Annotated in this window: 22 protein-coding genes; 9 read left to right on the forward strand and 13 right to left on the reverse strand. The window is 56.8% G+C overall.

The window, feature by feature from the left end; all coding sequences use genetic code 11:
• Positions 1 to 10: 10 nt before the first annotated feature.
• The 4 genes from ACNQ6O_RS00205 (at position 11) to ACNQ6O_RS00220 (ending at position 3,673) form a co-directional block, all read left to right on the forward strand.
• A complete protein-coding gene (locus tag ACNQ6O_RS00205; protein WP_418051250.1) occupies positions 11 to 1,123 on the forward strand; it encodes an NADH:flavin oxidoreductase in 1,113 nt (370 codons plus the stop codon).
• A 175-nt stretch (positions 1,124 to 1,298) separates the two neighbouring features.
• Positions 1,299 to 2,333 carry a 23S rRNA pseudouridine(2604) synthase RluF gene (rluF, locus tag ACNQ6O_RS00210; protein WP_418051251.1) on the forward strand — a complete coding sequence of 345 codons (1,035 nt, stop codon included), beginning with the start codon at positions 1,299 to 1,301 and terminating at the stop codon, positions 2,331 to 2,333.
• 96 nt (positions 2,334 to 2,429) lie between these two features.
• Complete coding sequence (locus ACNQ6O_RS00215; RefSeq protein WP_418051252.1) at positions 2,430 to 3,062, forward strand: MarC family protein; 633 nt, start codon at positions 2,430 to 2,432, stop codon at positions 3,060 to 3,062.
• A 35-nt stretch (positions 3,063 to 3,097) separates the two neighbouring features.
• Positions 3,098 to 3,673, forward strand: a complete 576-nt coding sequence (locus ACNQ6O_RS00220) for a gamma-glutamylcyclotransferase (protein WP_418051253.1) — start codon at positions 3,098 to 3,100, stop codon at positions 3,671 to 3,673.
• On the opposite strand, the gene ACNQ6O_RS00225 is transcribed toward ACNQ6O_RS00220, so the two are convergent.
• Positions 3,619 to 4,581, reverse strand: coding sequence for a DMT family transporter (locus ACNQ6O_RS00225; RefSeq protein WP_418051254.1), 963 nt, complete (start codon positions 4,579 to 4,581; stop codon positions 3,619 to 3,621). The two genes, ACNQ6O_RS00220 and ACNQ6O_RS00225, sit on opposite strands and share 55 nt — an antisense overlap.
• A gap of 134 nt (positions 4,582 to 4,715) precedes the next feature.
• On the opposite strand from ACNQ6O_RS00225, the gene ACNQ6O_RS00230 reads away from it, so the two are divergent.
• On the forward strand, positions 4,716 to 5,663 hold the full coding sequence (locus ACNQ6O_RS00230) for a LysR substrate-binding domain-containing protein (protein ID WP_418051255.1): 948 nt from the start codon (positions 4,716 to 4,718) through the stop codon (positions 5,661 to 5,663).
• Positions 5,664 to 5,681: 18 nt separating this feature from the next.
• On the opposite strand, the gene ACNQ6O_RS00235 is transcribed toward ACNQ6O_RS00230, so the two are convergent.
• Complete coding sequence (locus tag ACNQ6O_RS00235) at positions 5,682 to 8,186, reverse strand: acyl-CoA dehydrogenase (protein WP_418051256.1); 2,505 nt, start codon at positions 8,184 to 8,186, stop codon at positions 5,682 to 5,684.
• 79 nt (positions 8,187 to 8,265) lie between these two features.
• Positions 8,266 to 9,153, reverse strand: a complete 888-nt coding sequence (locus tag ACNQ6O_RS00240; RefSeq protein WP_418051257.1) for an AEC family transporter — start codon at positions 9,151 to 9,153, stop codon at positions 8,266 to 8,268.
• Between the two features lie 89 nt (positions 9,154 to 9,242).
• Between ACNQ6O_RS00240 and ACNQ6O_RS00245 the strand changes: the two genes are divergently transcribed.
• Positions 9,243 to 10,430: a MalY/PatB family protein gene (locus tag ACNQ6O_RS00245; protein ID WP_418051258.1), complete on the forward strand. Its 1,188-nt coding sequence runs from the start codon at positions 9,243 to 9,245 to the stop codon at positions 10,428 to 10,430.
• A gap of 6 nt (positions 10,431 to 10,436) precedes the next feature.
• Here the strand turns inward: ACNQ6O_RS00245 and ACNQ6O_RS00250 are convergent, their stop codons facing one another.
• Positions 10,437 to 11,366: a DMT family transporter gene (locus tag ACNQ6O_RS00250; protein WP_418051259.1), complete on the reverse strand. Its 930-nt coding sequence runs from the start codon at positions 11,364 to 11,366 to the stop codon at positions 10,437 to 10,439.
• 41 nt (positions 11,367 to 11,407) lie between these two features.
• On the reverse strand, positions 11,408 to 12,862 hold the full coding sequence (locus tag ACNQ6O_RS00255; protein WP_418051260.1) for a succinylglutamate desuccinylase/aspartoacylase family protein: 1,455 nt from the start codon (positions 12,860 to 12,862) through the stop codon (positions 11,408 to 11,410).
• Between the two features lie 184 nt (positions 12,863 to 13,046).
• Here ACNQ6O_RS00255 and ACNQ6O_RS00260 point away from each other — a divergent pair, with 184 nt between their 5' ends.
• Positions 13,047 to 13,205, forward strand: coding sequence for a YqaE/Pmp3 family membrane protein (locus tag ACNQ6O_RS00260; protein WP_091998138.1), 159 nt, complete (start codon positions 13,047 to 13,049; stop codon positions 13,203 to 13,205).
• An 8-nt stretch (positions 13,206 to 13,213) separates the two neighbouring features.
• Here ACNQ6O_RS00260 and ACNQ6O_RS00265 read toward each other — a convergent pair whose 3' ends face one another.
• The gene (locus tag ACNQ6O_RS00265) at positions 13,214 to 14,854 is read right to left on the reverse strand and encodes an MBL fold metallo-hydrolase (RefSeq protein ID WP_418051261.1); all 1,641 of its coding nucleotides are present in this window, start codon (positions 14,852 to 14,854) and stop codon (positions 13,214 to 13,216) included.
• Between the two features lie 284 nt (positions 14,855 to 15,138).
• Between ACNQ6O_RS00265 and ACNQ6O_RS00270 the strand changes: the two genes are divergently transcribed.
• Positions 15,139 to 15,564 (forward strand): thioesterase family protein, encoded by a 426-nt coding sequence (locus ACNQ6O_RS00270; protein WP_418051262.1) that lies wholly within the window; start codon positions 15,139 to 15,141, stop codon positions 15,562 to 15,564.
• 85 nt (positions 15,565 to 15,649) lie between these two features.
• Here ACNQ6O_RS00270 and ACNQ6O_RS00275 read toward each other — a convergent pair whose 3' ends face one another.
• The 6 genes from ACNQ6O_RS00275 to ACNQ6O_RS00300 all read right to left on the reverse strand — a co-directional run bounded on the left by ACNQ6O_RS00275 (position 15,650) and on the right by ACNQ6O_RS00300 (position 22,107).
• Positions 15,650 to 15,841, reverse strand: coding sequence for a CsbD family protein (locus ACNQ6O_RS00275; RefSeq protein ID WP_418051263.1), 192 nt, complete (start codon positions 15,839 to 15,841; stop codon positions 15,650 to 15,652).
• Positions 15,842 to 16,172: 331 nt separating this feature from the next.
• Complete coding sequence (locus tag ACNQ6O_RS00280; protein WP_418052243.1) at positions 16,173 to 17,468, reverse strand: MATE family efflux transporter; 1,296 nt, start codon at positions 17,466 to 17,468, stop codon at positions 16,173 to 16,175.
• A 297-nt stretch (positions 17,469 to 17,765) separates the two neighbouring features.
• Positions 17,766 to 18,266, reverse strand: coding sequence for a thiol peroxidase (gene tpx, locus ACNQ6O_RS00285; protein WP_418051264.1), 501 nt, complete (start codon positions 18,264 to 18,266; stop codon positions 17,766 to 17,768).
• A gap of 263 nt (positions 18,267 to 18,529) precedes the next feature.
• The gene (locus ACNQ6O_RS00290; RefSeq protein ID WP_418051265.1) at positions 18,530 to 19,747 is read right to left on the reverse strand and encodes a Bcr/CflA family multidrug efflux MFS transporter; all 1,218 of its coding nucleotides are present in this window, start codon (positions 19,745 to 19,747) and stop codon (positions 18,530 to 18,532) included.
• A gap of 228 nt (positions 19,748 to 19,975) precedes the next feature.
• Positions 19,976 to 20,887: a LysR family transcriptional regulator gene (locus ACNQ6O_RS00295; protein ID WP_418051266.1), complete on the reverse strand. Its 912-nt coding sequence runs from the start codon at positions 20,885 to 20,887 to the stop codon at positions 19,976 to 19,978.
• Positions 20,888 to 20,955: 68 nt separating this feature from the next.
• Positions 20,956 to 22,107: an alpha/beta fold hydrolase gene (locus tag ACNQ6O_RS00300; protein WP_418051267.1), complete on the reverse strand. Its 1,152-nt coding sequence runs from the start codon at positions 22,105 to 22,107 to the stop codon at positions 20,956 to 20,958.
• 183 nt (positions 22,108 to 22,290) lie between these two features.
• On the opposite strand from ACNQ6O_RS00300, the gene ACNQ6O_RS00305 reads away from it, so the two are divergent.
• Entirely contained in the window at positions 22,291 to 23,184 is an 894-nt protein-coding gene (locus tag ACNQ6O_RS00305) for an acyltransferase (protein ID WP_418051268.1), read from the forward strand.
• 12 nt (positions 23,185 to 23,196) lie between these two features.
• Here ACNQ6O_RS00305 and ACNQ6O_RS00310 read toward each other — a convergent pair whose 3' ends face one another.
• The gene (locus tag ACNQ6O_RS00310; RefSeq protein ID WP_418051269.1) at positions 23,197 to 25,182 is read right to left on the reverse strand and encodes a ribonuclease R family protein; all 1,986 of its coding nucleotides are present in this window, start codon (positions 25,180 to 25,182) and stop codon (positions 23,197 to 23,199) included.
• Between the last annotated feature and the right edge of the window lie 55 nt (positions 25,183 to 25,237).

Consider the following 25,237-nt stretch of genomic DNA (forward strand, 5'->3'; position numbering starts at 1 on the left):
GCACCGAATTATGAGTATGAATCTAGGCCCGATGTTTGAACCGTTTGAACTCAACAGCCTCAAGCTGCGCAACCGCGTAGCCATGGCCCCGATGACCCGGAATTTCTCACCCAAGGGTGTACCGGGCGAAAACGTGGTGGATTACTACCGTCGCCGTGCGGAAGCCGGGGTTGGCTTGATCATTACCGAAGGCACCACGGTGAACCATGCCGGCGCTAACGGTTACCCGAATGTACCGGCTTTTCACGGCGAAGAAGCCTTGGCCGGTTGGAAGAAGGTGGTTGATGCCGTGCACGAAGCGGGTGGCGCGATCTTCCCTCAGCTGTGGCACGTGGGTGCGGTTCGTCAAGAAGGCACGGAGCCGGATCCATCCGAGCCAGGTTACAGCCCATCCGGCTTGTTTGCGCCGGGTAAGCCCAACGGCAAAGCGATGAGCAAAGAAGACATCAAGGACGTGGTCAAAGCCTTTGGTGATGCCGCTCAGGACGCCAAGGCGCTCGGTTTCGACGGCGTGGAAATTCACGGTGCTCACGGTTACCTGCTGGACCAGTTCCTGTGGGAAGGCACTAACCAGCGTGACGACGAATACGGCGGCAGCATGGAAAACCGTCTGCGTTTTGTGGTCGAGATTGTTGAAGAAGTGCGCCACCGCGTAGGCCCGGATTATCCGATCATGCTGAGATTCTCTCAGTGGAAGCAGCAGGATTATGAAGCTCGGTTGGTGAACAGCCCTGAACAGCTTGAACAGTTTCTGAAGCCTTTGGCAGACGCCGGTGTGGATATCTTCCACGCCTCGACGCGCCGGTTCTGGGAGCCAGAGTTTGAAGGTTCCGATTTGAATTTGGCCGGTTGGACTCAGAAACTGACAGGCATTCCGACCATGTCGGTGGGCAGTGTTGGCCTGACCGAAGACTTCATCAGCGGCACCTTTGCTAGCCAGAAAGAAGCGGTCGAGCAGTCTGGAATTGATGAATTGGTTGAGCGCATGACCAACCACGAATTCGAATTGATCGCGGTAGGTCGTGCACTGCTGCAAGACCCGGAGTGGCTGGTGAAAGTGAAAGAAGGCCGTTTGAACGAGGTGGACGCCTTCGCCAAGAAGTCACTGGCCAAGCTTTACTGATCGCTCCTTCGATTCTGCGATCGCATTGAGCCGCGCGCCTTCGGGCCCGTGGCTTTTTTATGTCTGAAAGTTATCCGGCATAGGCGGTTGCCGTAACCGTATCTCGGTGGGATGATGCCCCCTGTGCAGACTGCGCTCTCGTTACTTACTCAACCACCAGCACCGGCAGGACTTCATGGCCACCAAAACATCCACCCGTTTGAACAAATACATCAGCGAAAGCGGGATGTGCTCCCGACGGGATGCGGATCGCTACATTGAGCAAGGCAACGTCCACATTAACGGGCGCCGAGCGCAAGTCGGTGACCAAGTGATGCCGGGCGATACCGTGAAGGTGAATGGCCAGGTGGTGGAGCCGCGGGATGAAGAAGACCTGATTTTTATTGCGTTGAACAAGCCGGTGGGTGTGGTGAGCACCACCGACAGCGCAGAGCGAGACAACATTGTTCGCTTTGTTGGCCACAGTGAGCGAATTTTTCCCATTGGCCGGCTCGATAAGGACTCCCAAGGCCTGATCTTTTTGACCAGCAATGGCGATTTGGTGAACAAGATCCTGCGGGCGGGTAACAACCATTCCAAGGAATACATCGTTACCGTTGATAAGCCGGTGACGAAAGAATTTATTAAAGGCATGAGCAGTGGTGTTCCGATTCTCGGTACGGTGACCAAGCCCTGCCCGGTCGAGCAAGTCTCTCGCTTTGTTTTCCGCATCACTCTGGTGCAAGGGTTAAACCGCCAGATTCGCCGCATGGCGGAGCACTTCGGTTATGAAGTCACCCGCTTGGAGCGGGTGCGGATCATGAACGTGAACCTCAGTGGTTTGCCCGTAGGTGCTTGGCGTGATTTGACCGAGAAAGAGCTGAGTACATTGCTGGATGCCGTGCGGGACTCCTCGTCCGAAGCGCCCGAGCCAGCATCGAGCAAGCCCAAGAAGAAGCCTGCCCGTTCGGGGGCTGGCGGAAAACCGCCGCGTCCGGGTGGCAAGCCCGGAGGACGACCGGCTGCTGGCCGAGGCGGGAAGGGCGCGGGTGGTGCGCCCGGAAAAGGCTCCGGCAAGGGCCGAGGTAAAGGTCCAGCGCCCGGTAAAGGGCCCGGCAGGCCCGGAGGTAAGCCGGTTGATGGCCCTAAAGCGGGCGGGCGTAACCCTACTGGTCCAAAGGGGCGGCCGGCAAAACCGAAAAAGCCTCGCAAACCGTCCATCAAGCGTTAAGTGCTTGATGGATGGGAAATAGGTTCTCTTCCTTACGGCAGAATGTGGTGCTAAGCGCTATCCTTATCGGAACACTTCTCTGCCGGATTTCCTTGGATGCTTGAAACGTTTTTCTCCACCTACCTCAGCAGTACTATCCGCTTTTTGTTCCTGATCGCACCCTTCTTCGTGGTGACTATGTTTTTGGCACTGACCCGGGGCTTACCCGCGTCGGAGAAAGCATCGATCATCCGTCGCGCCTGTGTTTCAGCACTGATTCTTGGCCTTATCTTGTTCTTTGCCGGCCCGCTGCTGTTCAGTGCGATTGGCATTACCCTGAACTCGTTCCGGATTGGTGCCGGTGCTTTGTTGTTCCTGACGGCCATCAGTTTGGTCACCAGCGGTACGCGTAATCACGCGACCAGCCTGCCAGACGAAGATCGTGAAGACGTCGCGGTGGTTCCCTTGGCCATTCCGGTGATGATCGGCCCGGCCACCATTGGTGCGATCCTGGTTTACGGTGCAGAGCTGAAAGCGGTGCCTGAAGTCATGGGGGGCTTGTTGGGGCTGGTATCCAGTTTGGTGATTCTGGGTATTTTGCTCAGATTATCGGGTTATCTTGAGAAGGCACTGGGTAAAACCGGACTGAACATTATGTCGAAAATCAGTGGGTTGATTCTATCTGCCATGGCCGCTGAAATCGTTCTGACGGGTGTTGCAGGCTTTATTGCCAGCACTCAGGCAGCCTGACACACTGTGCTCGTTGCTGGGAAAAGAGGATAGGTATGCCTGCCAATACCATTGACCACAATCGCACCCGCCACAATTTCGACGGTATCGATTCGGTGTGGCTGTTTGGGTATGGCTCCTTGATTTATAAGGTGGACTTTCCCTTTCTGGAGCAAAAGCCTGCCACCATTCGAGGCTGGGCGCGGCGTTTCTGGCAAGGTTCTCACGATCATCGGGGCACTCCGGAGGCACCGGGTCGAGTCGTGACCTTGATTGAGCAGCCCGGAGCCGTGTGTAAAGGCATGGCGTTCCGGGTAGCACCGAAGGTGTTCGAACACCTGGATGTGCGGGAGAAGAACGGCTATCTGCGCTTCAGCACCACTATGACCTTTGAGGATGGCGGCCAGGCTGAAGGTTTGGTGTATATCGCCACGGAAGACAACGAAGCCTTTTTGGGCGAAGCCCCGCCTGAAGACATTGCCCGGCAGATTGCTCAGGCATTGGGGCCCAGTGGCCCCAACACCGATTATCTACTTCGACTGGCCGAGTCACTCCGTGCGCTGGGTGACCACTGCGATCACACCTTTGCGATTGAGTCCTGCTTGAAAGAACAGTTCTCGTCAGAACGTTGATTTTTCTGGTGGCTGGCTGAGCGCTCACGGTCGCGCGGTGCGGGGTTAAAGCCCCGCGCCGGTGAACGTTTACGGTTGCGCAGTCCGATCAGCACCAATGGAACGATGATCATCAAGCTGCCGACAATGAACCACACGTCGGGCACTTCGCCAAACCATATCCAACCAATCGCAACCGCCCAGATCAGCCCGGTGTATTCGGCACTGGTAACCTGATTGGCATCGACCTGGTGGTAAGCCAGCAACACGGCGATGTTGTAACCCAGAATGAAGAACGCCGAACCTGCCGCGCTGATCAACATTTCCGGGTGCCATTCGGCGCCTTCCCAAAGTGCCAAAGCCCCTGCCGCTGGAATGATCAGCAGGTAGTTCAAAAACAGCTTGTGCACAGTGCTTTGTTCTTGCGGCAACTTGCGCACCAGCACGGCGTTGATCGCCAGTGTCAGGGCTGATACCAGTGCCGCGATGGCGGCCCAGTTGAATTCGACCGGACGCAGGATAACGATGATGCCGGCAAAGCCGCTGATCACGGCGGCCATGCTCAAACGTGTGAGCTTTTCCCTGAAGAATACGGCAGACAACGCCATCACCATGATGGGGGCGCCATAAAACAGTGCGTTCGCGGTGGCTAATGGCAAGTTGGTGAGCGCGATGACCATCACCAGTATGCCTGCCAGATGCACGTGAGCGCGGACAGCGTGGATACCGAATCCGCTGAACAGGTGGTCACGGTTCAGCTTGCGGATGAGCGGAAGCAAGAAGAAGAGCGTGATAACGATACGCAGAAAAGCGAATTGGAAAACGGACCCGCCCGGCTCCAACGTTTTGATAAAAATATCAGAGAGGATAGCCATAGCGTTGCCGATGACCAGTAACAAGATAGCGCTATTAACGGTTTTGCCTGACATTCAATCCCCCCTTTTTATCTGTTGATTGGTGAGTAAGAGGCCGGTTGCCTCTATAAGCTGTGAACGCAAGTCTATCTATGATTTACTATCCGATAAAATGATCATTATTCACTTACTATTAGAAAATTAGATAGATGAGACTCCCGCCCCTGAAAGCCCTGCCGGTGTTTGAAGCGGTTGCCCGGCTGACCAGTTTTTCCGCGGCAGCCGATGAGCTGTCGATTACCCAAAGTGCTGTCAGCCATCAGATCAAGCAGCTGGAAAGCTATCTCGGTGAGCCTTTGTTCTGGCGTTCGGGGCGGGTGGTGACGTTGACTGACGAAGGCCGTCAGTATTTCGATGCCATTGGCTCGGCGCTGCTGCAGATCGAGCGGGCCAGTGAGCAGCTGTTGGGGCATGAAGAATCGCGGTTGCGGTTGTCGGTATTCAGCTCCTTCGCCGTACGTTGGCTGGTGCCACGACTGCCCGAGTTACAGCGTTTGCACCCGCAGATTGATCTCGCGCTGGAGATGAGCAGTCAGAACCCGGTGTTGTCGGACCGGGTCGCGGATTGTTTTATTACCATTTACACCTCGGCCCCGGCCTACAGTTACGAGCACTTGTACACCGAGCGCTTGTTCCCGGTGTGCAGCCAGGATTATTGGCAGCGGATACGGCGGGAGATGGGCTGGGACACGGAGCCCGATGCCCGCGGCGAGCTGCCCATTTTGCCCGAGCAGATTGCCCGGTTTCCGCTGTTATCGACCCACAGCATTTTTGATAAGCAGGCCGGTGATTGGGCTGCTTGGTTCCGTACGGTGGATCAGTCGTTGCCCAGCGGCACCCGCGTTCAGCATTTCAGCCATATGCTGCTGGCGTTGGAGGCGGCGCGCTTCAATCAGGGCATCGCGTTGACCAACGATTACATGCTCAGTACTCGTAAGGATTCGGAAGACTTTGTGCGGCTGCCGGCTCATGCGGTGGTGACGGGTGATAAGTTCTATTTTGCCTGGAAAACCAGTCGCCGGCGGGAACGGGGAATTCAGACGTTGCGCCGCTGGTTGGTGGACGAAGCGATTCGGGGTGGCTTGAGGGGCGAGTGATCGCCCCCCAATGAGCGGTTAGTGTTTTTTCTTGGGCCGTTCTACCACCTTCCGCTTGCCCTTGGCGGTTTGGGCCAGAGACTTCAGGCCGTCCGGCTCAAACGCATCAACGCGAATCACGTCGTACAGCGCAGTAAGCGCCTCTTCCAGTTTCGGGCACTCATCCGCCGTTACTATGCCCTGAGCACAGGCCCAGTCCACCAGTTCTTTGCGTTGATGGCCCATTAGCAGGGCGATGCCATCCAGTTCATCCTCATTGCGGCTGCGAATGGCTTCGTGCAGACGCTGGCGCATCTCGTGGGTTTCGTTGGCCAGTCGGTAAGCGTTCAACACTCGCCCTAAAGGATCGTTCGGGTCCTGGGTGGTGAAAGTGCCCCGACTGATGCGCTCACGTACCGGTGTGTCGTCCACGATGGTGGCGGCCACTTTCGTGCCGAGCTTGTCATCAGGACCGTTCAGGCCGGTCGCACCGAGCGGGAATACCAAAATGCGCAACGGCCAGCGAAGTGCGGGTACCGGGAAGTTGATGATGGCTTCGCGCATGGAGTTCTGCAGGTCATGCAGGCAGGTTTGCAGGCTCCATTCCACCAAGTCGCGTTGATCCTCGGGGTAACCTTCTTCGTGCCATTGTTTGATAACCGCGGTTGCGTAGTACAGGTGCACCAGACAGTCGGCCATGCGGCCAGACAGCCGCTGCCGGGCTTTCAGACCACCGCCTACCGTCAGTAGCGTTACGTCGGTCATCATGGCGAAGGCAGCCGAGAAGCGGCCAAGTTGGCGATAGTAACTCTGGATATCGCCTTGTCTGGGGGCCGTTTCCAGCCAGCCCTTGGTCAGCCCCAGCACAAATGCACGCAACGAGTTGCGGGTGGTGTGGGCCAGGTGGCTGTAGAAAATATCGTCAAACTTCTTCGTCGCTGCTTCTTGATCTTCCATGCCGGCGGCTTCGATCTCATCCACGATGAACGGATGGCAGCGAATGGAGCCCTGACCGAAGATCATCAGGCTGCGGGTCAGGATGTTGGCGCCTTCCACGGTGATGCCGATCGGCACAGCTTGGTAGGCCCTGGCCAGGAAGTTACGGGGGCCGGTGATCACACCACGGCCCGCCACAATGTCCATGGCGTGGTTAATCACTTCTCGCATCAGGTCGGTGTTGCGGTACTTCAAGACGGCTGAAGGCACGGCCGGGCGCACGCCTCGGTCGAGCATGCCCACGGTGAGCAGGCGCGCGGCGTCCATCATGTAGGTGTAGCCAGCGATGGGCTCCAGTGCTTCCTGAACCCCTTCAAACTGGCTGATGGTGCGGCCAAACTGTTCCCGGGTAAAGGCGTAGGAACCCGTGGCCAAGCTGGCCAGTTTGCCGGCACCGGTGCCCAAAGCAGGCAGCGAGATAGAGCGGCCGATGGACAGGCATTCCAGCAGCATGGTCCAGCCCTTGCCGAGCATGTCCTGGCCGCCAATCACCTGATCCATAGGAATGAACACCTCGGTACCCCAAGTGGGCCCGTTCATAAAGACCGTGTTCATCGGTAGGTGGCGCGTACCGGCATGCACACCGTCGGTATCTCGGGGCACCAGCACACAGGTCACGCCGATTTCGTCTTGTTCGCCGAGTAAGTGTTCCGGGTCGTAAACTTTGATGGCAAGGCCAATCAGGGTGGCGACCGGTGCCAGCGTGATGTAGCGCTTGTTCCAGGTTACCTTCAGGCCCATCACTTCTTCGCCGTTCCATTCCCCTTTGCAGACGATGCCTTTGTCCGGGATGGCGCCGGCGTCGGAGCCAGCGATGGGGGAGGTCAGGGCAAAACACGGGATCTCTTCGCCGCCGGCGAGGCGGGGCAGGTAATGATGTTTTTGGTCGTCGGTGCCGTAGTGCATCAGCAACTCGCCCGGGCCTAAGGAGTTAGGCACCATCACGGTGACGGCGGCCGAGACACTGCGGGTAGAAATCTTCATCACGATTTCGGAATGGGCGGTGTTGGAGAAACCTTTGCCGCCGTCTTCTTTCGGAATCACCAAGCCGAAAAAGCCGTTCTTGCGAATAAACGCCCAGACGTCTTCGGGCAGATCGTAATTTTCATGGGTTATCTGCCAGTCATCCAGCATTTTGCAGAGTTCTTCCACCGGTCCGTCGAGGAAGGCTTGTTCTTCGCTGGTGAGGTGCGCCGGTGCAGCATCTAACAGTTTGTTCCACTCCGGTTTGCCGGAAAACAATTCGCCGTCCCAGTCTACTGACCCGGATTTGAGGGCTTCTTCTTCAGTGGAGGAGAGTTTGGGCAAGCGGCCACGTACCCAGCTGAGCAGAGGTCGGCTGAGTTTCTCCCGGCGCAGGTCGCTGGGCAGTACGATCAGTAAGGCTAGCGCCAGTAACAAACCACCGATTAGAAAGCTGAGAATGTGCCAGTCGTCTTGTGCCACGCCAACCAAGGTGGCTGCCGACAATACAATCGCTGCGGTTTTCCCGCCTATGCTGAAATAAATCAGCACCAAAGCACTGAGAACGAGAAGCAGAACGCTCAAGGGAAGACCTCCGTATCGGTTATGAAATCAGCAAGCTGAACCCTAACCATCGGCCATAAAACGGGTTGTTGCAAGTTGCTTAGAGGTAACCTGCAGCAAACACGAGGCCCAGCACGATAGGCATTACCACCAGACTGCCCAGATTGCTGATGAGCACCAGAGAGGCGACTTTGTGCGGCTCTTGGCGATACTGTTCCGCCACCATGTAGTTCAGTACTGCCGGAGGCAGGGCGGCAAACACCCAGAGCGCGGCTACCTGCAAGCCCGGAAGGTCGAGAAAGGCAATTAACGGCCAGGCCAGTACAAGCCCGCTGAGGGGGCAAGCGATGGCGCCGATCATGCCCAGCTTCCAGTCGCTGAAGTCCACGTCCAGCATGCGCACCCCCAAGGCAAACAGCATCAGCGGAATGCACACGCCGCCCAGCATATTCAGGGCTTCCAGCAGCCAACTGGGCAGGGCGACACCGCTGAAATTCACCGCGAGCCCGGCGATGCTGGCGAACACGATGGGTTGGCGCAGGCGTTTCAGCACGGAGGTGTGTGGGTCCAGCATGTACAGGCCAACGGAGAAATGCAGCAGCATTTCGACAATGAACAACACGATGGCGGCGGGCAGGGCCGCTTCGCCGAAGGCCAGCACCAGTAAAGGAATGCCCATGTTGCCGGAGTTGTTGAACATCATCGGCGGCAGGAAGGTTTTCAGGTTCAGGTCCAGCACCCGGGCTAACGGATACAGAATAATGCCGGAGCCCAGTACCACCACGGTTGCGGCCAGCGCCAGCCAGCCATAGTGCTGCAAGGGGGCTTGCTGGTCGGCCAAGACCGCAAACACCAGCATGGGCACGAAAAGCTCCATGTTGAGCAGGTTCAGGCCCTGAATGTCCGGCGTTCGGTAACGCCCGTACAATGCTCCGCAGCCAGCAATCAGGAATACGGGTAGCATGGTGGCTAGTATTTGCGCGATCATAAATTTTCCGGAGCGGGCTGCGTTAAAACTAGGCAGGTTCGCAATTCTGAACGGTTTCGACAAGTAGCTGTTAGTAAGGCTAATGGGGAATGACGGTAGCTATGGATTTTGACCAGCCGATAGAACGAGAAAACACCGCTTCTGTGAAGTTTGATGTGCGCAAGGCCGTGTTTGGCCGTGACGATGTGATTCCGGTGTGGGTCGCCGATATGGATTTTGCCGCGCCCGAGGCGGTGACAGCCGCGTTGAAGGCCCGGGCCGAACATCCGGTGTACGGCTACACGATTTTCCCGGACAGCCTTTATCAATCCATCATGGATTGGTTTGCCGAGCGCCACAATTGGCGCATCGAGAAAGATTGGATTTTGATGGCGCCGGGTGTGGTGCCCTCGCTTCATGCGGCCTGCATGGCGTATGCCGAGCCCGGTGAAGGCGTGATCATCCAGCCGCCGGTGTACCCACCGTTCTTCAGCTCAGTACAACAGAGCGGCCGAACGGTGATTGAAAACCCGTTGGTGCAGGATGCAGAGACCGGCCAATATCGCATGGATCTGCAGCATCTGGAGCAATGCGCGGCTCAGCCGGATGCCCGCATCCTGATGTTTTGTTCGCCTCACAACCCGGTTGGCCGGGTGTGGTCCGAGGCAGAGCTAAAAGCGGTTCTCGATATTGCACGCCGGCATCAATTGGTGGTGCTGACCGACGAGATTCACTGCGACTTGGTTTATCCAGATAAGCCTGCCCACACCATGCTGGCCCGCTTGGCTGGGGCCGATGATGTGTTGGTGACGGCGATTGCTCCGAGCAAGAGCTTCAATATGCCCGGTTTGGGGTTGTCAGCACTGGTGATTCCAGACTCGAAACGCCGCCAAGCGATGAAGGCGGTGTTTGATTCTTTGCACCTGCCTCAGTGTAATCCGTTCAGCGTGGCAGGCTTTGAAGCCGGCTATCGCCAAGGTGGCGAATGGCTGGATCACCTGATGGCGTATCTGCAGGCCAATAGGGACTACGTGCTGGAACAGGTGGCCGCGCGGTGGCCGGGTATCCGGGTGGCTGCGCCGGAAGGCACCTATCTGATGTGGCTGGATTGCCGGGAGTTGGGGTTAGACGACGCCGGGCTGAAACGGTTCTTTGTTAAACAAGCGGGTGTTGGCCTGAACCCGGGCATTACCTTTGGTGAGCCGGGTAGCGGCTTTATGCGGCTAAACATCGGTTGCCCTAGAGCGGTATTGGAGCAGGTACTCGCCCGTGTAGAGGCAGCCTTGGCGCAGCGTTAATACGAGCTAGACCGGCGGGCGCCGGCCTACCCGGGTTGCCAGCAGCAGCCCGGACAGAATCAGCGCACCGCCAATCAGGTGGGGCGCGCCCAGTGCTTCATCCAGAAAAATACTGGCCAGAACCGAGGCAAACACTGGCACCAAGTACATGAAAATCGCCGCTTTGGCGGGGCCAATCTGCTGCACGCCGTAGTTCCAGAAACCGTACGCCAGAATACCGGGGAAGATGGCGAAGTACAGCAGAGGTAGAGCGGTGCTGCCAGACCAGCTGAAGCCGCCGGAAAAGAACACTAAATCAGTCAGGTAGAACGGCAACAGCACACAGCTGCCCAGCAGAATCTGAGTGGTGAGAAAGGTCAGAGGTGGCAGTGGTACGGCCTGTCGCCGGAGCAGTACTGAAAACAGCCCCCAACTGGCCACGGCCGCCACCATTATCAAATCCCCGGGCTGGGCTTGCAGGTTGAGCAGAACAGACAGGTCGCCTTGCGCCACCACCGTGAGAATGCCCAAAATGGCCAAGCCAATGCCTAAGGCTTGAAGCGGGCGGGTTCTGTCGCCCAAAAGCAGCCAAGCGAGTAGCGCGACAAAAATCGGGATGGTGGAGTTGATCAGTGCAATGTTGGTGGCGGTGGTGGTCAGGGCGGCGTAATACAGCAATGAATTGAACGCAGCCACACTGAAGGTGGCCAAAGCCAGCATCGAGCCGAGGTGCTGGCGAATCACTTGCCTATGGCGCCAAACGCCGGGTAGCCCGACAGGCAACAGAATGCACAGGGCGATGACCCAGCGCCAGAACGACATGGAGAGCGGTGGAATGCTGTCCACCGTTCCACGCGCGACCACCGCATTACCCGCCCAGAACAGGGGCGTCAGTACTAAACCGATATAGGCCAGCCCCGGTGTTCGGGGCACGATGCCGGCGTTCTCTGCAGCCACTTTCACATCCTTCAGGCTCGGTGCATTAAACGCCTAGCATACTACTCTCCTGGAACTTCTGCCTCTGTACCAATGTGGTAGGCGGCAAATCCCGCCATCACCACTTGATCCACCGCCATTCCGATCACACGGCCGTTGGCATTTGAGCGAATCGGGTATTGCTCGTTGGTGATGGGGTCGGCCACGTAGCCCAGAATTTGTCCTTCGGAGATGCGATCACCTAACTCCACTTCGCTGAAAAGAATGCCGCCGTGCTGGGCACGAATCCACAGAGAGTCGTAGTACACGGGTTGAGGATCACCCCAAACAAACATGCGGGAGATCATGCCGTGCTTTTCCATCAGGCTGTTCAGGCTGTTTACGCCGGCTTTGATCTGGTGCTCCTGAATGCGCAGCGACTCCCCGGCTTCCAGCGTCACCGCCCGGATACCCGCATTGACCGCGGCTGTTCGCAGCATGCCTTCAGAGCCTGAACTGTGCACAACGGCCATTCGGTCAAAGCCCTTGGTAAATTCGGCGACCTCCGGGTTGTTCATGTCGGCGCGCAATTGCGGCAGGTTGGTGCGCTTGAGGGATCCGGTGTGGATATCTACCAACATGTCGCAGTGACGGATGACACTGTTGAACAGGGAGTGAGCGATTCGGTCCGCCAAAGTGCCATCGGAGCGGCCCGGGAAATACCGGTTCAGGTCACGACGGTCGGGTAGGTAACGGCTGCCTTGCTGGAATCCCGTGAGGTTTACGATGGGCACGCCGACGACTTGGCCACTCAATTTGGCCGGGTCCAGGTCGTACATGGCTCGCCGTACGATTTCGATGCCGTTCAACTCGTCGCCGTGGATGGCGCCGGTTAGACATAGGGTGGGCCCGGCGTGGGCACCGTTAACCACCAGAACTGGTGTGGTTTGGGATAGTCCGGCTATCTGAATGTTTGGGGTCCAAGCCAGCCGGGTCGAGGTGCCCGGTAATACTTCGTTGCCGAGCAAGGTGAAGGCTTCCGAAGGAATGGGCTCGGCTTCGGCCATCTCTGGCTCGCCTTCTGCGGGTGGTGTTTGCTCTTGTGGTTCTGCGGTGCCTGTCGTCGTAGCATCGTCTTGCACAGGTTCGGGAGCTGGTTCTGGCTCCGGCTCTGGCATCGGCGCGACTTCTTTCAGGTCCACATTAGGCGCAATTTTTCTTGGCTGCTTGGGCTTGGTGGCATTGGGTTCCGATGTGGGTGTACTTTGCTTTCCCGCTTTAGCGGCCTTCTTGGCTTCGGGCTGGGCTGGTTCTTTGGCTTTTGGTGATGACTTTTTCTGGGTGTCGCGCCGTGGCTCGGAATGAACAACATCCTCAACACTCTCGTCCTCGGCCAGTTGAGCGACCAAAGGTTCAGGCGTTTCGGAAACAGCCTGAGCATTCGGGTTATCAGCCAATGCACTGAAGGGTGCCAGCGCCAGGAAAAAACCGGCGAGCATCGTGTGGGTAGTGCGGTGGTGATGACGTTGAAACAGCATAAATCCTCGAGTACTTTAACCAAACGGCCCTAGGATAGGGCTCGCGGGGAGTAATGAATACGGCTGTGAAGAAGCTGTAATGCCAATTTCATAATTCTGGGCCGAATTCAGACCGCTGATTGTGTATAACTGAACTATCTTGCAATCGTATGTATTGTTATACCGAGACTAAGGAGAGAACTGTATGGACCTTTTGCGTATTTTGATTGCGATTCTGTTACCGCCCCTGGGCGTGTTTTTACAGGTGGGCATCGGAAAGCACTTTTGGATCAACATCCTGTTGACCCTTCTCGGTTACATTCCGGGGATTGTTCACGCGGTATGGGTGATCGCTAAAAAATAGCCCGACGGTTACGCCGGGCGCTTGGTATGCCAGAGATCCCCTTTCTGGAATGCCCTGTGCTCGGCCTCCAGTTTTAGAAGGTGTGCCAGCGCTGAGCGCGCTGCCAGCCCGTGTATCGCGGCCGGCACATCGTCATAGGCCTTCGCGGTTAAATCCTTCAGAGTGACCGGAGCTGACGCTTCCAACGCTCGAAACACCTTGTGCTCGCGCGATAAACGGTGGGTAATCAGATAATCCACCACGGCCTCCGGCTGCCCCATCAGAAACCCATGTGCCGGGGCAATGAACTGAATCTTCTCTTCCAGCAATTCGTACAGTGATTCCACATACGCCTTCATATCGCCGTCCGGTGGATTGATGACCACCGTTGAGCCTTGCATGATGTGGTCACCGGAAAACAGCAGGTCCTGATCCGTTAGCAGATAACACAGATGGTTTGAGGCGTGGCCGGGGGTGTGCAGAACTTTCAGCACACCGGCTTCTGTGGCAATCAGTTCTCCGTCTTCGGGTATGGCATCTGGGGTGAAGCCCGTGTCTTGCCCGGCACCTTCTGGCGCCGGCCAGCCGAATACTCTGCAATTCGTTCGTTCTTTCAGCAGTCGGGTGCCGGGTGAGTGGTCGTGGTGGGTGTGAGTGACCACAACCTGATCCACCGTGCCGCCGGTTACCTCAAGAATGTGTTCGATATGGCTCTCATTGGCAGGCCCCGGATCGATCACGGTAAAACGGTCGAAGCCCAGAATATACGTGTTGGTGCCCGGCCCGGTCATCATCCCCGGGTTCGGCGCGGTCAGCCGAACCACGCCGGCCGCCACTTCAACCGGTTCACCCGGCGTAATCTGGGCGCTCACCGAACCGGCCCCTTCCGGGTCCAGCTTTACCGCCTCATCATAGGCTGGGGCGTTGGGCTCAAGAAATATCTGTTGGCCTTTCCGAAGCGCCGGCCACGGGTCGGTCGGGAAGGGATCGGGCGGATTGGCGTGGGCGTATCGCATTAACTCGGAGGTGGTGTTGAAGTCGCACAATACCCGCAAGGTTCGAATGGTGGGTAGTCCCAACAACCGTTGGCCGGCTTTGTGTTCCGCCAGTGCCTGCGCCGGGGAAATCCAGACGTGATCGATGGTTTCTTCGCCATCATGGCTGGCGGCTTGCCCTTCGGGTGCCGCGGCAACAAAAAAGCGGGTATCAAACCGGCGTGGTGGCCCCGGTGGTGTGACCCAGTGGCTCAGATACGCTAAGTGGTCGAGCGGCAAGGTTAACTCATGCTTCTTACACAAATCCGCCAAGCAGATGGTTTCCCGGAACAGGGCATCGCGATCTGCATGCACAGGATGGTCTGCACCGATCAACTTTCCGGTTTTATCCAGTGCCAGCAGAACGCCGGATTCTTCAAAGCATTCCCGAACCGCAGCCAGCATGTAATCCACACCGCCGCCTCCGACCAAACTCATGGTCTGGCTGATGGCGGAGTCTTCCACGCCGATGGCATGATCTCGACACTCGGGCTCTTGCTCGTTCACAGCCCCGCCGGGGAAGACGTAATAACCGGGCAGGAAAATGGCTTCCCAGGTGCGTTGCAGCAGAAGGACTTCAATACCGTTCTCGCTATCGCGAGTCAGAGCCAAAGTGGCCGCAGGACGAATGCTCATAGATCACTCTTGTTTTGTTATTCCAGATGCGCCTCGAATAGTCGAGCGATGATTGGGGGTGGGCTTTCCAAAAATGTGCGTAGCCATGGATGGCGAAGCAGAAGCGTCACATGGACGTGCCGAAGGAGCGGTTTTTGGAAAGCCCACCCCCAATCATTGCCCGCTCCAAAGTCAAAAGCGCAAGGGCAAGACCCAAGATACCCGATACCGACATAAGATGAGAAGTCACAACCGCAAGGGTATGATGCACCCACGTTAAAATGATCGTAAAACAGGAAACCACCGTGGCAAGAATCAAACTGGAATTCCCGGACGACGCCTTCAGCTTCGAAACCCTGCTGCCCGTTCGAATCAGCGACATTAACGGCGCCAATCATCTGGGTAACGATGCACTGATTTCCATGCTGTCGGAAGCTCGCGCGCAGTTCCTCGTGGCAAATGGCATCAAAGAAGCCGATCCGAGTGGTAATGGCATTATCGTCACCGACCTCGCCACCATGTACCAAGGTGAATCGTTTTATCCGGATATGCTGCGGTTTGAAGTGGGGCTGATGGACTTCAACAAGTACGGTGGGGACTTCGTGTTCCGGGTAACCAAAGCCGACAGTGGCCAGCCCGTGGCTATGGCGAAATATGGCTTTGTATTCTTTAACTACAACACTCGTGAAGTGACCCCGGTGCCGGAGAGCTTCCGCGCGCGGTTTTCGTAAGGGGTTAGTAGGTAGGCAACCGATGGCGCGGGGTGCACCATCGGTTCGGAATCATTGAACCACTGCAGTAGTGTGGAAATATTGATCAGTTGGAGAGTTTGTTCCACTCTTTCTCGGCTTCGTCTTTCTTCAGACCATACTTTTCCTGAAGTTTGCCGATAAAGTTGTCCTTTTTGCCGCCGATCTCTTCAACGTCGTCGTCGGTCAATTTACCCCATTGTTCGCGCACTTTACCTTTGAGCTGTTTCCAGTTGCCTTCCAAAATGTCGTTATTCATAACTTTATCCTCGTCTTGAAAATAATTGCATGAATTCTGGGCTAAAGGGGCAGGTGTTCCTTAATCCTTGTCGATTCTCGGAGTGAGGCTTTGAGAAAGCGACGGCCTTTAGCCCTAGGTAAAACGATGCTGCTTTGTCGTCGAGCAATGTAGCTCGGTAATCAGGCTGGCATAGGTGTCGTTATCTGACAACATGTGTACTTCATTCTGCAGAGCATAGATGGGTTGTAATGCTTTTATCTTGTTGATAATTATATATTATTTAGTCTTGTTACGACTTTATTAGCTTCCGGTAAGGTGGTGGGGCACGGAATCTTTGAATCCGTGGTTCTCACCTTTTGGGAGCGTCATCCCGTGCGCTGCAATCTAACGTTTTTTGTCCCTGACGGTACAGACTGTAGGCCATGATGCCTGCGAGCAGGTTGCCGATCAGTGCCCCGGTCATCAGCCCGGGTAGCCCGCCGATCTGTGAACCAAGCCAGAGCATTGGCAGGTAGCAGGCGAACAACCGCAGTACCGAGATCAGCAATGCCCGCATGGACATGCCCAAGGCGTTGTTGATGGAGACCATCAGAATGCACACGCCTAAACCGCTGTAGCTTAACGGTACGCGCAGCAAGTAGCTGACCAGTACTTCTTGTACGTTGGTATCAGAGCTGAACAAAGTGGATACCACGCCGGAAGCGCCAAGCCAGACCAACCCGATGAACAACTGCCAGCCGATGATAAACCGCACGGCAATGCGCACCAGTTTACGGATCTGGTCAATTTCCCCGGCCCCCAGCAAACGCCCGACCATGGGTGGCATGGACGTGGTGAGTGCCAGCACGACTACAATCGAGAAAAACTCCAGCCGGGTGCCTAGGCCCCAGGCGGCCACGGCGGCTGAGCCGAATCCGGCGACTAGGGCGGTGGCCAGTATGGCGGCCAAGGGCGGCATCAGCTGGCTGACCATGGCGGGGGCCATGATGCCGCCGAGCTGTTTAGATGCTTTGAGTAATTGCAGTTGGAGCAGGTCGAATCGTAACCATTGGCGTTTGAGCAGCATCGGAAACATGATTAGGCCGCCGATGCTGAAGGCGGTGATGGTGGCCCAAGCAGCGCCGGGCAGGCCCCAGCCGAATACGAATATGTAGAGGGCATCCAGTGCGATGTTGAGCAGGCTGGTTGCGATCATCATGTAGCCGGGTAATCGGGTGTCGCCGTTGGCGCGGCTGATGGAATAGCTGAAGTAGACCATGGCGCCGACCCAAGCGGAGGTGAGCCACGGTGCCCAGTATTCGCGGATGACGGGGCGCAATGTTTCTTCCGCACCGAGTAGATCGAGTATCAGGGTTTGTAGTAGCCACACTGAGATGCACAAGGTCAGTGCGAGGCCGGCGCCGATGGCGATCACGAGCCCCCCGAGGCGTTGTGCCCGTTGTTCGTCACCTTGGCCCAGGGTGCGGGAGATGATGGCGGTGGTGGCAATGCCGAGGCCGACGTACATGCCGCTGACGAGTTGTTGCATGGGTACGGTGAAGCCCAGTGCCGCGAGTGGGTCGCGGCCGAGTTGGCCGACGAAGGCGCTGTCGGTGAGTTGGAATGTCATCAATGAGAGGACACCAAACAGCATGGGCCAGGTCATGTGGTAGAGCTGGCGGCCTAGGGAGGCGTTTTGTAGGGCTTGTTGCACGTTGGTTTTGGGGCCTTCGGTTGGGGGTTTGGCGCAGATTCTAACAGGTCATGGGGTTGGTGCGTTGATCTGGCTTTTGGAGTAAGCCGTTGGGCGAGAGTGCCCCTCCAAAAACCGCTCCTTCGGCCCATCCATGGGGCGCTTCTGCTCCGCCATCCTTGGCTCCGCACATTTTTGGAGGGGCACTCTCGCCCAACGGCCTCGACGGAGGAGTTGGTACTCCATCGAAGCTGGGATGTTCTCGAGCTATTAGAGAACTTTCAGTGCTGCTTCGTAGTCTGGCTCGTTTTTGATTTCACTCACCAGTTCGCTGTGGATAACTTTGTCGTTCTCATCCAGAACCACAACCGCACGGGCACACAGGCCGGCTAGGGGGCCGTTTTGGATGCCTACGCCGTAGTCTTGCTGGAAGCTGTAGTTGCGGAAGGTTGAGAGTGTTTCAACGTTGTTCAGGCCTTCTGCGCCGCAGAATCGGGACGCTGCGAAGGGCAGGTCGGCAGAGACGACGAGGACGACGGTGTTGTCTAGGTTGCCAGCTTTTTCGTTGAATTTACGGGTGCTGGCGGCGCAGACACCGGTGTCGATGCTGGGGATGATGTTCAGGATTTTGCGTTTGCCGGCCCAGTTGTCGAGTTTGACTTCTTCCAGTCCGCTGGTGGTCAGGGTGAAGGGGGCGGCGTTGTCGCCGGCACTTGGGAAGGTGCCGCTGAGTTCGATCGGGTTTCCGTCGAGAGTGACGTTAGTTGGCATGTGTTGCTCCCTTTTTTGGTTTTGAGGTTGTGTACTTACCCTGTTTAGCTTAAATCGAAAGAGTTTTCATCTTTATGATCTTTGAGTCATCTGATTTTTGGGGAGGCATGGTTGGGTGGGGCTTTCCAAAAACCGCTCCTTCGGCACGTCCATGTGACGCTTCTGCTCCGCCATCCATGGCTGCGCACATTTTTGGAAAGCCCCACCCAACCATGCTTCAAACATCGGTGCTGTCCCCAAAGAGTTAAAGATAAGAGGGGGCGTTACGACTTAGCCCCCTGTGCTTCAAAGTCCTGTGCAGGATAACGCTGTACAAGAAACAGGTAGGCGAACAGAGCCAGAGCCGCGCAGGCGGTAATGATGGTCGCCATGACTAAGGGCGTGCCATCGTGCAGGTGGCCGACTAAGGCACCTGCGGTGGCTGCGGCGGCCATTTGGGTGAAGCCGAGTAAGGCCGAGGCGGAGCCAGCCATTTTCGGGAAGTTGGCCAGTGCACCGGCCATGCTTTGGGGAAGGATCATGCCCAGTGAGGCCATGACAGCGGCTTGCGGCAGTACCACGGCCCATGGGCTATAGAGCTGGCTATAAGCCAGTGCTGCCATGATGGCGCCGGAGACAAGGCCGCACAGCAGGCCATAGCGCAGGATTTGATCGGGCGTGTAGCGGCTCGTTAAACGGATCGAAGCAACGTTGCCGACCAAGTAGCCAGCGGCGGTGACGGCGTTGTAGAGGCCGAAGTGTTCGGGGGCTACGCCAAGCACCTCGATCAACACGAAGGCAGAGCCAGACAGGTAAGCGAACAGGCCGCCGTAGACCGCTGCACTGGTGAGCGCGTAGCCGATAAAGGTGGGGTCGGTGCTCACTAACCGGTAGTTACGCAATAGGCTGCACATCCGGAACGGCTGGCGGTTTTCCGGTCGTAGGGGCTCTGGGATGCCGAATGCGATGACGGCAACCATGATCAGGGCGTAGGCGGCCATGACGATGAAGATCCAGTGCCAATCGAAGATGGCAACGATAAAGCCGCCCAGCGTAGGCGCAATGGCGGGTGCCAGCGCCATCATGCCGGCCAGCATGGCGAGGATTTTGGCGGCCTCTCTGGGTGTGTATACGTCTCTTACGATGGCGCGTGCAAGCACCGGCCCTGCGGAGCCGCCCAAGGCTTGCAGAAAGCGAAATAGCTGCAGTGTTTCGATGTTTGTTGCCAGTGCACAACCGATACTCGCCAGGGCAAATATCAACATGCCGCCGATCATGATGGGTTTGCGCCCGAACCGGTCCGCCAATGGCCCGCAGATTAACTGAGCGAAGGCAAAGCCTGCGATGTAAATGCTCAGTGTTAACTGAACTTGCGCGGTGTTCGCACCAAAGTCGCTGCCTATTTGTGGGAACGCAGGCAAATACATGTCGATTGCCATTGGCGCGAGGGCAACGGCAGCGGCCAGTAAAATAGTTGTCCAGATACTTGTTAGTGCGAGCATTCTTGCTTCCGGCTTTGGTGTTTGGCGTTGTCGGGGGGAGTGCCTCCCAAAACACGCTCCTTCGGCACGTCCATGTGACGCTTGGGCTCCGCCATCCATGGCTCCGCACAGTTTTGGGAGGCACTCCCCCCGACAACGCCGGCGAACGTATGGTGCGGAAGTCTAGGGGGATAAACGCGAAAAAATAACGCTCAGATTTTCATTTAATATATGAATGAAATTGATTGATTAGTCGTTCAAGCCATTCATGGTGGCGGCGACCGAATTCACCTGGTTGCGAACCCAGCGGTGGGCGGGGTCGGTTTGGTGGCGGCGGTGCCAGAGCATCAGCAGGGTGAAGGGATTGTATTCGAATGGCAGCGGTACGTAGGCGAAGTCGCGCATCAGCTGGGTGCTCATGCGTTCGGGGGCCGAGGCGAGCATGCTGGTGCCTCGCAATAGCTCAGGTAAGCCGGAGAAGTTAGAGACCGTCACCATACTTCTGCGCTGAACGCCTCGGGTATCCAGTGTACTGTCCAACCCAGGCTTTTCACCGGCGGAGAACAGCACGGTGATGTGGTCGGCTTTCATGTAGTCGTCCATGCCCACGGGTGCTTCGCGCATGTTTGGGTCGTAGAACACGACGATGCGGTCGGCCATCAAGCCGCGTTGCATGATGTCCGTGGCTTCTGGCGCATGGGGGCTGATCACCAGATCGCAGGCTTCTTTTCTGAGCATGTCCGGGTTGGGAATGCCCGAGGGAATCACCTGCAAATGAATGCCCGGTGCCTGCTCACGAAGAATCTTCACCAAGCCAGGCAGTAGTAAGTCCCGTTGGTAATCATTGGCCGCGATGGTGAAGGTGAATTCAGCGGTTGCCGGATCAAACGGTGGGCCCGAGGGCAGGGTGCGGAGGTCGTCCAGCAGATGGCGAATGTGAGGGCCGGTACGCAACGCGTATTCGGTGGGCACAATGCCTCGCCCTGACTTCACAAACAACGGGTCGCCGAAGGCTAAGCGCAGGCGGTCAAGGGTGTGGCTGACCGCAGACTGGCTGACACCTAAGCGAACAGCCGCGCGGGATACGCTGCTTTCGTCCAGAACGGCAATGAAGGTCGCCAGCGAACGCAGGTCGAGATTTAATATATCAACAGATTTCATCGATTGGAGTTTAGGTGAGGGTGCCCGAAATGTCACGGCGCACCCTCATGGGAGGCAACTCCAACGATTTAATTGGAGCGGGCGGCCAGCCAATCCGCCAACGCAAACCAGCTGGCTTTCGGGGCTTTGCTGCCGGCGAGAATGCCCATGTGCCCGCCGGGCGCGATTTGGAAAGTTTTATCCACAGAGCTGACGTGGTCCATGATTCGCTTTGCTGCGTCGGGTGTTGCCAGAGTGTCGCTCTCCCCGGCGATGGCCAGCAGGTTGGCGTTTACGTTCTCTAGGCGCGCAAAGTCTTCGCCAATCTGGATTTGACCTTTGGCCAGCTGGTTATCAATCCAGACCCGAACCAAGGTGTCCTGAATGACACCGCCCGGGTAGGCCACCATCTTGTCCAGAAACGCCGAGGTGGTGGCGTGGTTGGTAACAAACTCTCGGTCGCCCAGACGTACCAGCAGTTCCCAATAGCCCATGGCGCTGCCAATGGGGTTGGAAAGCTTGAAACCAATGGTATTGGCCCAGCCCGGGGTGTGGAACCAGTGGGGTTTTACTTTGTGGATGTGGAAGCCGGTGCGCCGGTATACAGCCCCGGCGATATCAGCCAGCCTCTGGTACATCAAGCCGAGAACGCCGGAGGCGTGGCTGTCGATGGGCAGGCCGACAACGATGGCGTTGCGAATGTGCTGGTCCTGGCTGAGTGCCGAATAAAACATGGTGAACATGCCACCCATGCTCCAGCCGTGCAGCGACAATTCTTGCTCGCCACTGTGTTCGCGGACGCGGTTCAGGTACTCGGGCAACAGTTCTGCAACATAGGTGTGCAGGTTGTAGTGCGTATGTTCCCGCTGGGGAATGCCCCAATCGATCAAATAAACCTCAAAGCCCTTGGCCCGCAGAAAACGCACCAAACTGCGGGTCGGGAACAGATCGTAGATCAGCATGTTCACTGCTAACGGGGGAATGATCACGATCGGAGTTTTGTGCGCTGAGCGTTCGACCGGGATCATCGTGCCGTCAATTTCGATGGCATCGTCTGTTAGTGGTGGGTAGTAACGGAGGCTGACGAGCCCGTTCGTATGAAGGGTTTCAAACGGGGTTTGCCCTGCCTGAACCATGCTGGCTGCCTTGAACACACGGTCAAAGGCATTGCCGGCGTATTGACGGCTTTGGCGGGAGAGGTCTGATGCCGTGTTGATGGCAAGCTTCAGTGGCTTAAACATAGGTTGTCCGTTGGTGCGCTAGAGTCAGAATGGCATCAAGAGTAGGACTGAATCCATATTCAGTCTATGGCGAAATTGTCATAAAGTGCCGGCGAAGTGGTCACGTTCGGCCACTGCCCAAGGACGCCGTCGATTGTTATGATGGCGTTCCTTTTGGCGACAAGAATCAAAACAGGACCATCAATGCTTAGTTTTCTGCCAGCTCCTATTTTAGGCGTGCTCAATTCTATCCTTCTGGCCATCAATACGGTGTTCTGGTGTGTGCTGTTGTATATCCCGGCACTCCTGAAACTGGTGATTCCCCATAAAGGCTTCCGTGTGCTTTGCACCAAAGTGATCATCTGGATTTCCGAATCTTGGGTGGCGTGCAATACCGGCTGGATGAAACTGACGCAAAATACCGATTGGCAGGTGATTGGTGCCGACAACCTGAAGCGGGAAAGCTGGTATTTGGTGCTGAGTAATCATCAGAGCTGGGTGGATATTTTTGCGATGCAGCGGGTATTTAACCGCCGGGCGCCGTTTCTGAAGTTTTTCCTGAAACAGCAGCTGATCTGGGTGCCGGTGATTGGTCTGGCTTGGTGGGGGCTCGATTTCCCATTCATGAAGCGTTACACAAAGGAATACCTGATCAAGCATCCGGAAAAGCGCGGCGAGGATTTGAAAGCTACCCGCAAGGCCTGCGAGAAATTCCGTTATACGCCGGTCAGCGTGATGAACTTTGTGGAAGGCACGCGTTTTACCAAGGCTAAACACGACAAACAGAGTTCACCGTATCAGCACTTGTTGGTCCCTAAGGCCGGTGGGGCTGCGTTTGTGCTGGATGCCATGGGTGATTCCATCGAAACTCTGGTGGACGTCACTATCGCCTATCCGAATGGCGCGCCAACCTTCTGGGACTTTCTGTGCGGTAAGGTGCCTGAAATCAAAATGGATATTCGAACCCAGAATATTCCGGAGCACCTGAACGGGCGGGACTACACCAACGATGCTGAGCACCGTCAGAATATGAAGAGCTGGTTGGGTGAGGTCTGGCAGGCTAAAGATGCCCGCCTGACCCAAATGCTGGAGAAGTAAAACGGGGCGGTATTAACCGCCCTCGTTGTTTTGGCCGGTGGCGATTTCCTCGGCCTTGACCAGCTTGAAGTTGATCTGCCTCCGCTCATCGTCCACGCCTACGAAGCTGACGGTGACCCGCTGCTCAAGCTGGAAGATGCGACCGTTCTTGTTGTGAACCAGTCGCAGAGTGATCGGGTCAAACCCGAACTTTCCTTCCAGATCCCGGCAACTGACAAAGCCTTCCAAACCGTTGCTGTCCAAACGCACGAAGAAACCAGCTGGTACGGTGCGGCTGATGGTGCCTTCCATCGGCTCATCCGTTAGCGTTTTGGCAAAGTCGGCCTTCAGCCAGGTTTCCAGCGAGTTGGCGGCTTGGCGTGCTCGGAACTGAGTCGCCTGCAGCGTTTCCAGCTGGTCCTTGTTCAGCGCTTTGATGGGCGTATCCCAAAGGGCGGCTTTGATCAACCGGTGCACGTAATAGTCCGAGAATTTACGCAGCGGCGAGGTGAACGTGGTGTACGCAGCCAGCCCCATACCTTGGTGCGGTGCAGGCTCTGCGCTGAGTTCTGCGCGAGCCAATTGCCGTGACAAGATGGATTTCACTGGCACTTCTGCGTCCAGTTGCTCGCATTGCTTCATCAACGCTTTGAAACCGTCTGCGCTACTGACATCGATATCCGCCAAGTGCGGGGCATAGCCTTCGAGCAGTTTACGAATGTTGTCGGCGCGGTCGTCGCGCAGGCCCGGGTGCTGAATGAACAGGCCATGGCTCTGCTGGCTCAGGAAGTCTGCGGCACAGCGGTTAGCTGCGACCATGCACTCTTCCACCAAACGGTGTGCTTCGTTCTGAACCGAAGGCTCGATCAGGCGGATACGGCGGTTTTCATCCAGACGCAGGCGGAATTCAGGTCGATCGCTGCTTAGTAGTGCGTGTTCAGAGCGCCACTTGCGAAGCGCCGTGGCCACCTGGTGCAACTGGTCCAGGCTGTTGCTGACGTCGTCAGGAAGAGCGTTGATCTCATCGTCTTCCCGGCCTTCGATCAGGTGGGCGACCAGCTCGTAACTCAGCTTGCCTTTGGAGCGGATGACCGCTTGGTGGAAGCTGTATTCGCCGAGGCTGCCATCGTTGTTTACTTGCAGATCACACACCAGAGCCAGGCGCGGAACATCGGGCATCAGCGAGCACAAGCGGGTGCTGATGCTGTCTGGCAGCATGGGCAAGGGCTCACCGGGGAAATAAATCGCGGTGGCTCGATTGAAGGCTTCCTGCTCAGCCGGGCTGTTGGGTTCGATCAAGGCCGAGGGATCTGCAATGGCGATCGACAGAGTCCAGCCGGTGGCGTTTGGTGTCGCCTTCAAGGCGTCGTCCATGTCTTGAGTGCCCGGGCTATCGATGGTCACGTACGGCTGGTCGGTGCGATCTTCGCGCCCGTCTGTGACGGCGGCGATGCTCTCTTCCGTCAGGCTGTCGGCTTGTTGCTGAACTTTCTCCGGCCAAGCGTCGGCCAGATCGAAGTTGGCAAGGGTAAAGGCGCGCTCAATTCCGGGCTCGCCTGTTTTGCCGATAATACGCAAGATTTTGGCTTGGCCTTTGCCATCCTTGATCGGGTGGCGGTGGATCTGGCAATACACGAAGTCATCAGGCTCAGCGCCCATGCGCTCTTTCGGCGGAATGAAGATCCAGCGGTTGATGCCCGGCGTTTCCGGTGCCACAAAATGGCCTTTGCCTTTGACCAGATAGCGGCCCACAAAGGTGGTCAGATTGGTTTCCAGAAGCTCGTCGATGACGCCCTGGGTTTTGCCTTTGTCGGCTTCCTGCTCAGTGACGTTGACTCGGTCGCCGGGTAGTACTTTCTGCATCTCCTCGGGAGGCAGGAACACGTCCCGGCCTTCATCGAGGGCAACGAACCCAAAACGCCCGTTGGTGGACTTAACGGTACCGGGGAAGACCACCTTGTTTTCTTTGATATCGGTTTTCAGCTGGCGCAACTGATTGAGAGCGTCGGCATTGAGCATGAAGAAGTAACCTGGGCTTAAAATGGATGATGCTGCGAAGTATAACGGTTCTGCC

Source organism: Marinobacter sp. SBS5 (genome assembly GCF_048285575.1).
In the GTDB taxonomy this organism is placed as follows: Bacteria; Pseudomonadota; Gammaproteobacteria; order Pseudomonadales; family Oleiphilaceae; genus Marinobacter.

What these genes read in the sequence shown, in the direction of transcription:
- ACNQ6O_RS00280 (WP_418052243.1), bottom strand. Translation starts at nt 17,468, where the DNA reads ATGACCTGGCCCATGCTGTTTGGTGTCCTCTCATTGATGACATTCCAA.
- ACNQ6O_RS00205 (WP_418051250.1), top strand. Translation starts at nt 11, where the DNA reads ATGAGTATGAATCTAGGCCCGATGTTTGAACCGTTTGAACTCAACAGC.
- ACNQ6O_RS00215 (WP_418051252.1), top strand. Translation starts at nt 2,430, where the DNA reads ATGCTTGAAACGTTTTTCTCCACCTACCTCAGCAGTACTATCCGCTTT.
- ACNQ6O_RS00240 (WP_418051257.1), bottom strand. Translation starts at nt 9,153, where the DNA reads ATGATCGCGCAAATACTAGCCACCATGCTACCCGTATTCCTGATTGCT.
- ACNQ6O_RS00230 (WP_418051255.1), top strand. Translation starts at nt 4,716, where the DNA reads ATGAGACTCCCGCCCCTGAAAGCCCTGCCGGTGTTTGAAGCGGTTGCC.
- ACNQ6O_RS00275 (WP_418051263.1), bottom strand. Translation starts at nt 15,841, where the DNA reads ATGAATAACGACATTTTGGAAGGCAACTGGAAACAGCTCAAAGGTAAA.
- ACNQ6O_RS00310 (WP_418051269.1), bottom strand. Translation starts at nt 25,182, where the DNA reads ATGCTCAATGCCGACGCTCTCAATCAGTTGCGCCAGCTGAAAACCGAT.
- ACNQ6O_RS00265 (WP_418051261.1), bottom strand. Translation starts at nt 14,854, where the DNA reads ATGAGCATTCGTCCTGCGGCCACTTTGGCTCTGACTCGCGATAGCGAG.
- ACNQ6O_RS00290 (WP_418051265.1), bottom strand. Translation starts at nt 19,747, where the DNA reads ATGCTCGCACTAACAAGTATCTGGACAACTATTTTACTGGCCGCTGCC.
- ACNQ6O_RS00220 (WP_418051253.1), top strand. Translation starts at nt 3,098, where the DNA reads ATGCCTGCCAATACCATTGACCACAATCGCACCCGCCACAATTTCGAC.
- ACNQ6O_RS00305 (WP_418051268.1), top strand. Translation starts at nt 22,291, where the DNA reads ATGCTTAGTTTTCTGCCAGCTCCTATTTTAGGCGTGCTCAATTCTATC.
- ACNQ6O_RS00300 (WP_418051267.1), bottom strand. Translation starts at nt 22,107, where the DNA reads ATGTTTAAGCCACTGAAGCTTGCCATCAACACGGCATCAGACCTCTCC.
- ACNQ6O_RS00260 (WP_091998138.1), top strand. Translation starts at nt 13,047, where the DNA reads ATGGACCTTTTGCGTATTTTGATTGCGATTCTGTTACCGCCCCTGGGC.
- ACNQ6O_RS00225 (WP_418051254.1), bottom strand. Translation starts at nt 4,581, where the DNA reads ATGTCAGGCAAAACCGTTAATAGCGCTATCTTGTTACTGGTCATCGGC.
- rluF (WP_418051251.1), top strand. Translation starts at nt 1,299, where the DNA reads ATGGCCACCAAAACATCCACCCGTTTGAACAAATACATCAGCGAAAGC.
- tpx (WP_418051264.1), bottom strand. Translation starts at nt 18,266, where the DNA reads ATGCCAACTAACGTCACTCTCGACGGAAACCCGATCGAACTCAGCGGC.
- ACNQ6O_RS00255 (WP_418051260.1), bottom strand. Translation starts at nt 12,862, where the DNA reads ATGCTGTTTCAACGTCATCACCACCGCACTACCCACACGATGCTCGCC.
- ACNQ6O_RS00295 (WP_418051266.1), bottom strand. Translation starts at nt 20,887, where the DNA reads ATGAAATCTGTTGATATATTAAATCTCGACCTGCGTTCGCTGGCGACC.
- ACNQ6O_RS00245 (WP_418051258.1), top strand. Translation starts at nt 9,243, where the DNA reads ATGACGGTAGCTATGGATTTTGACCAGCCGATAGAACGAGAAAACACC.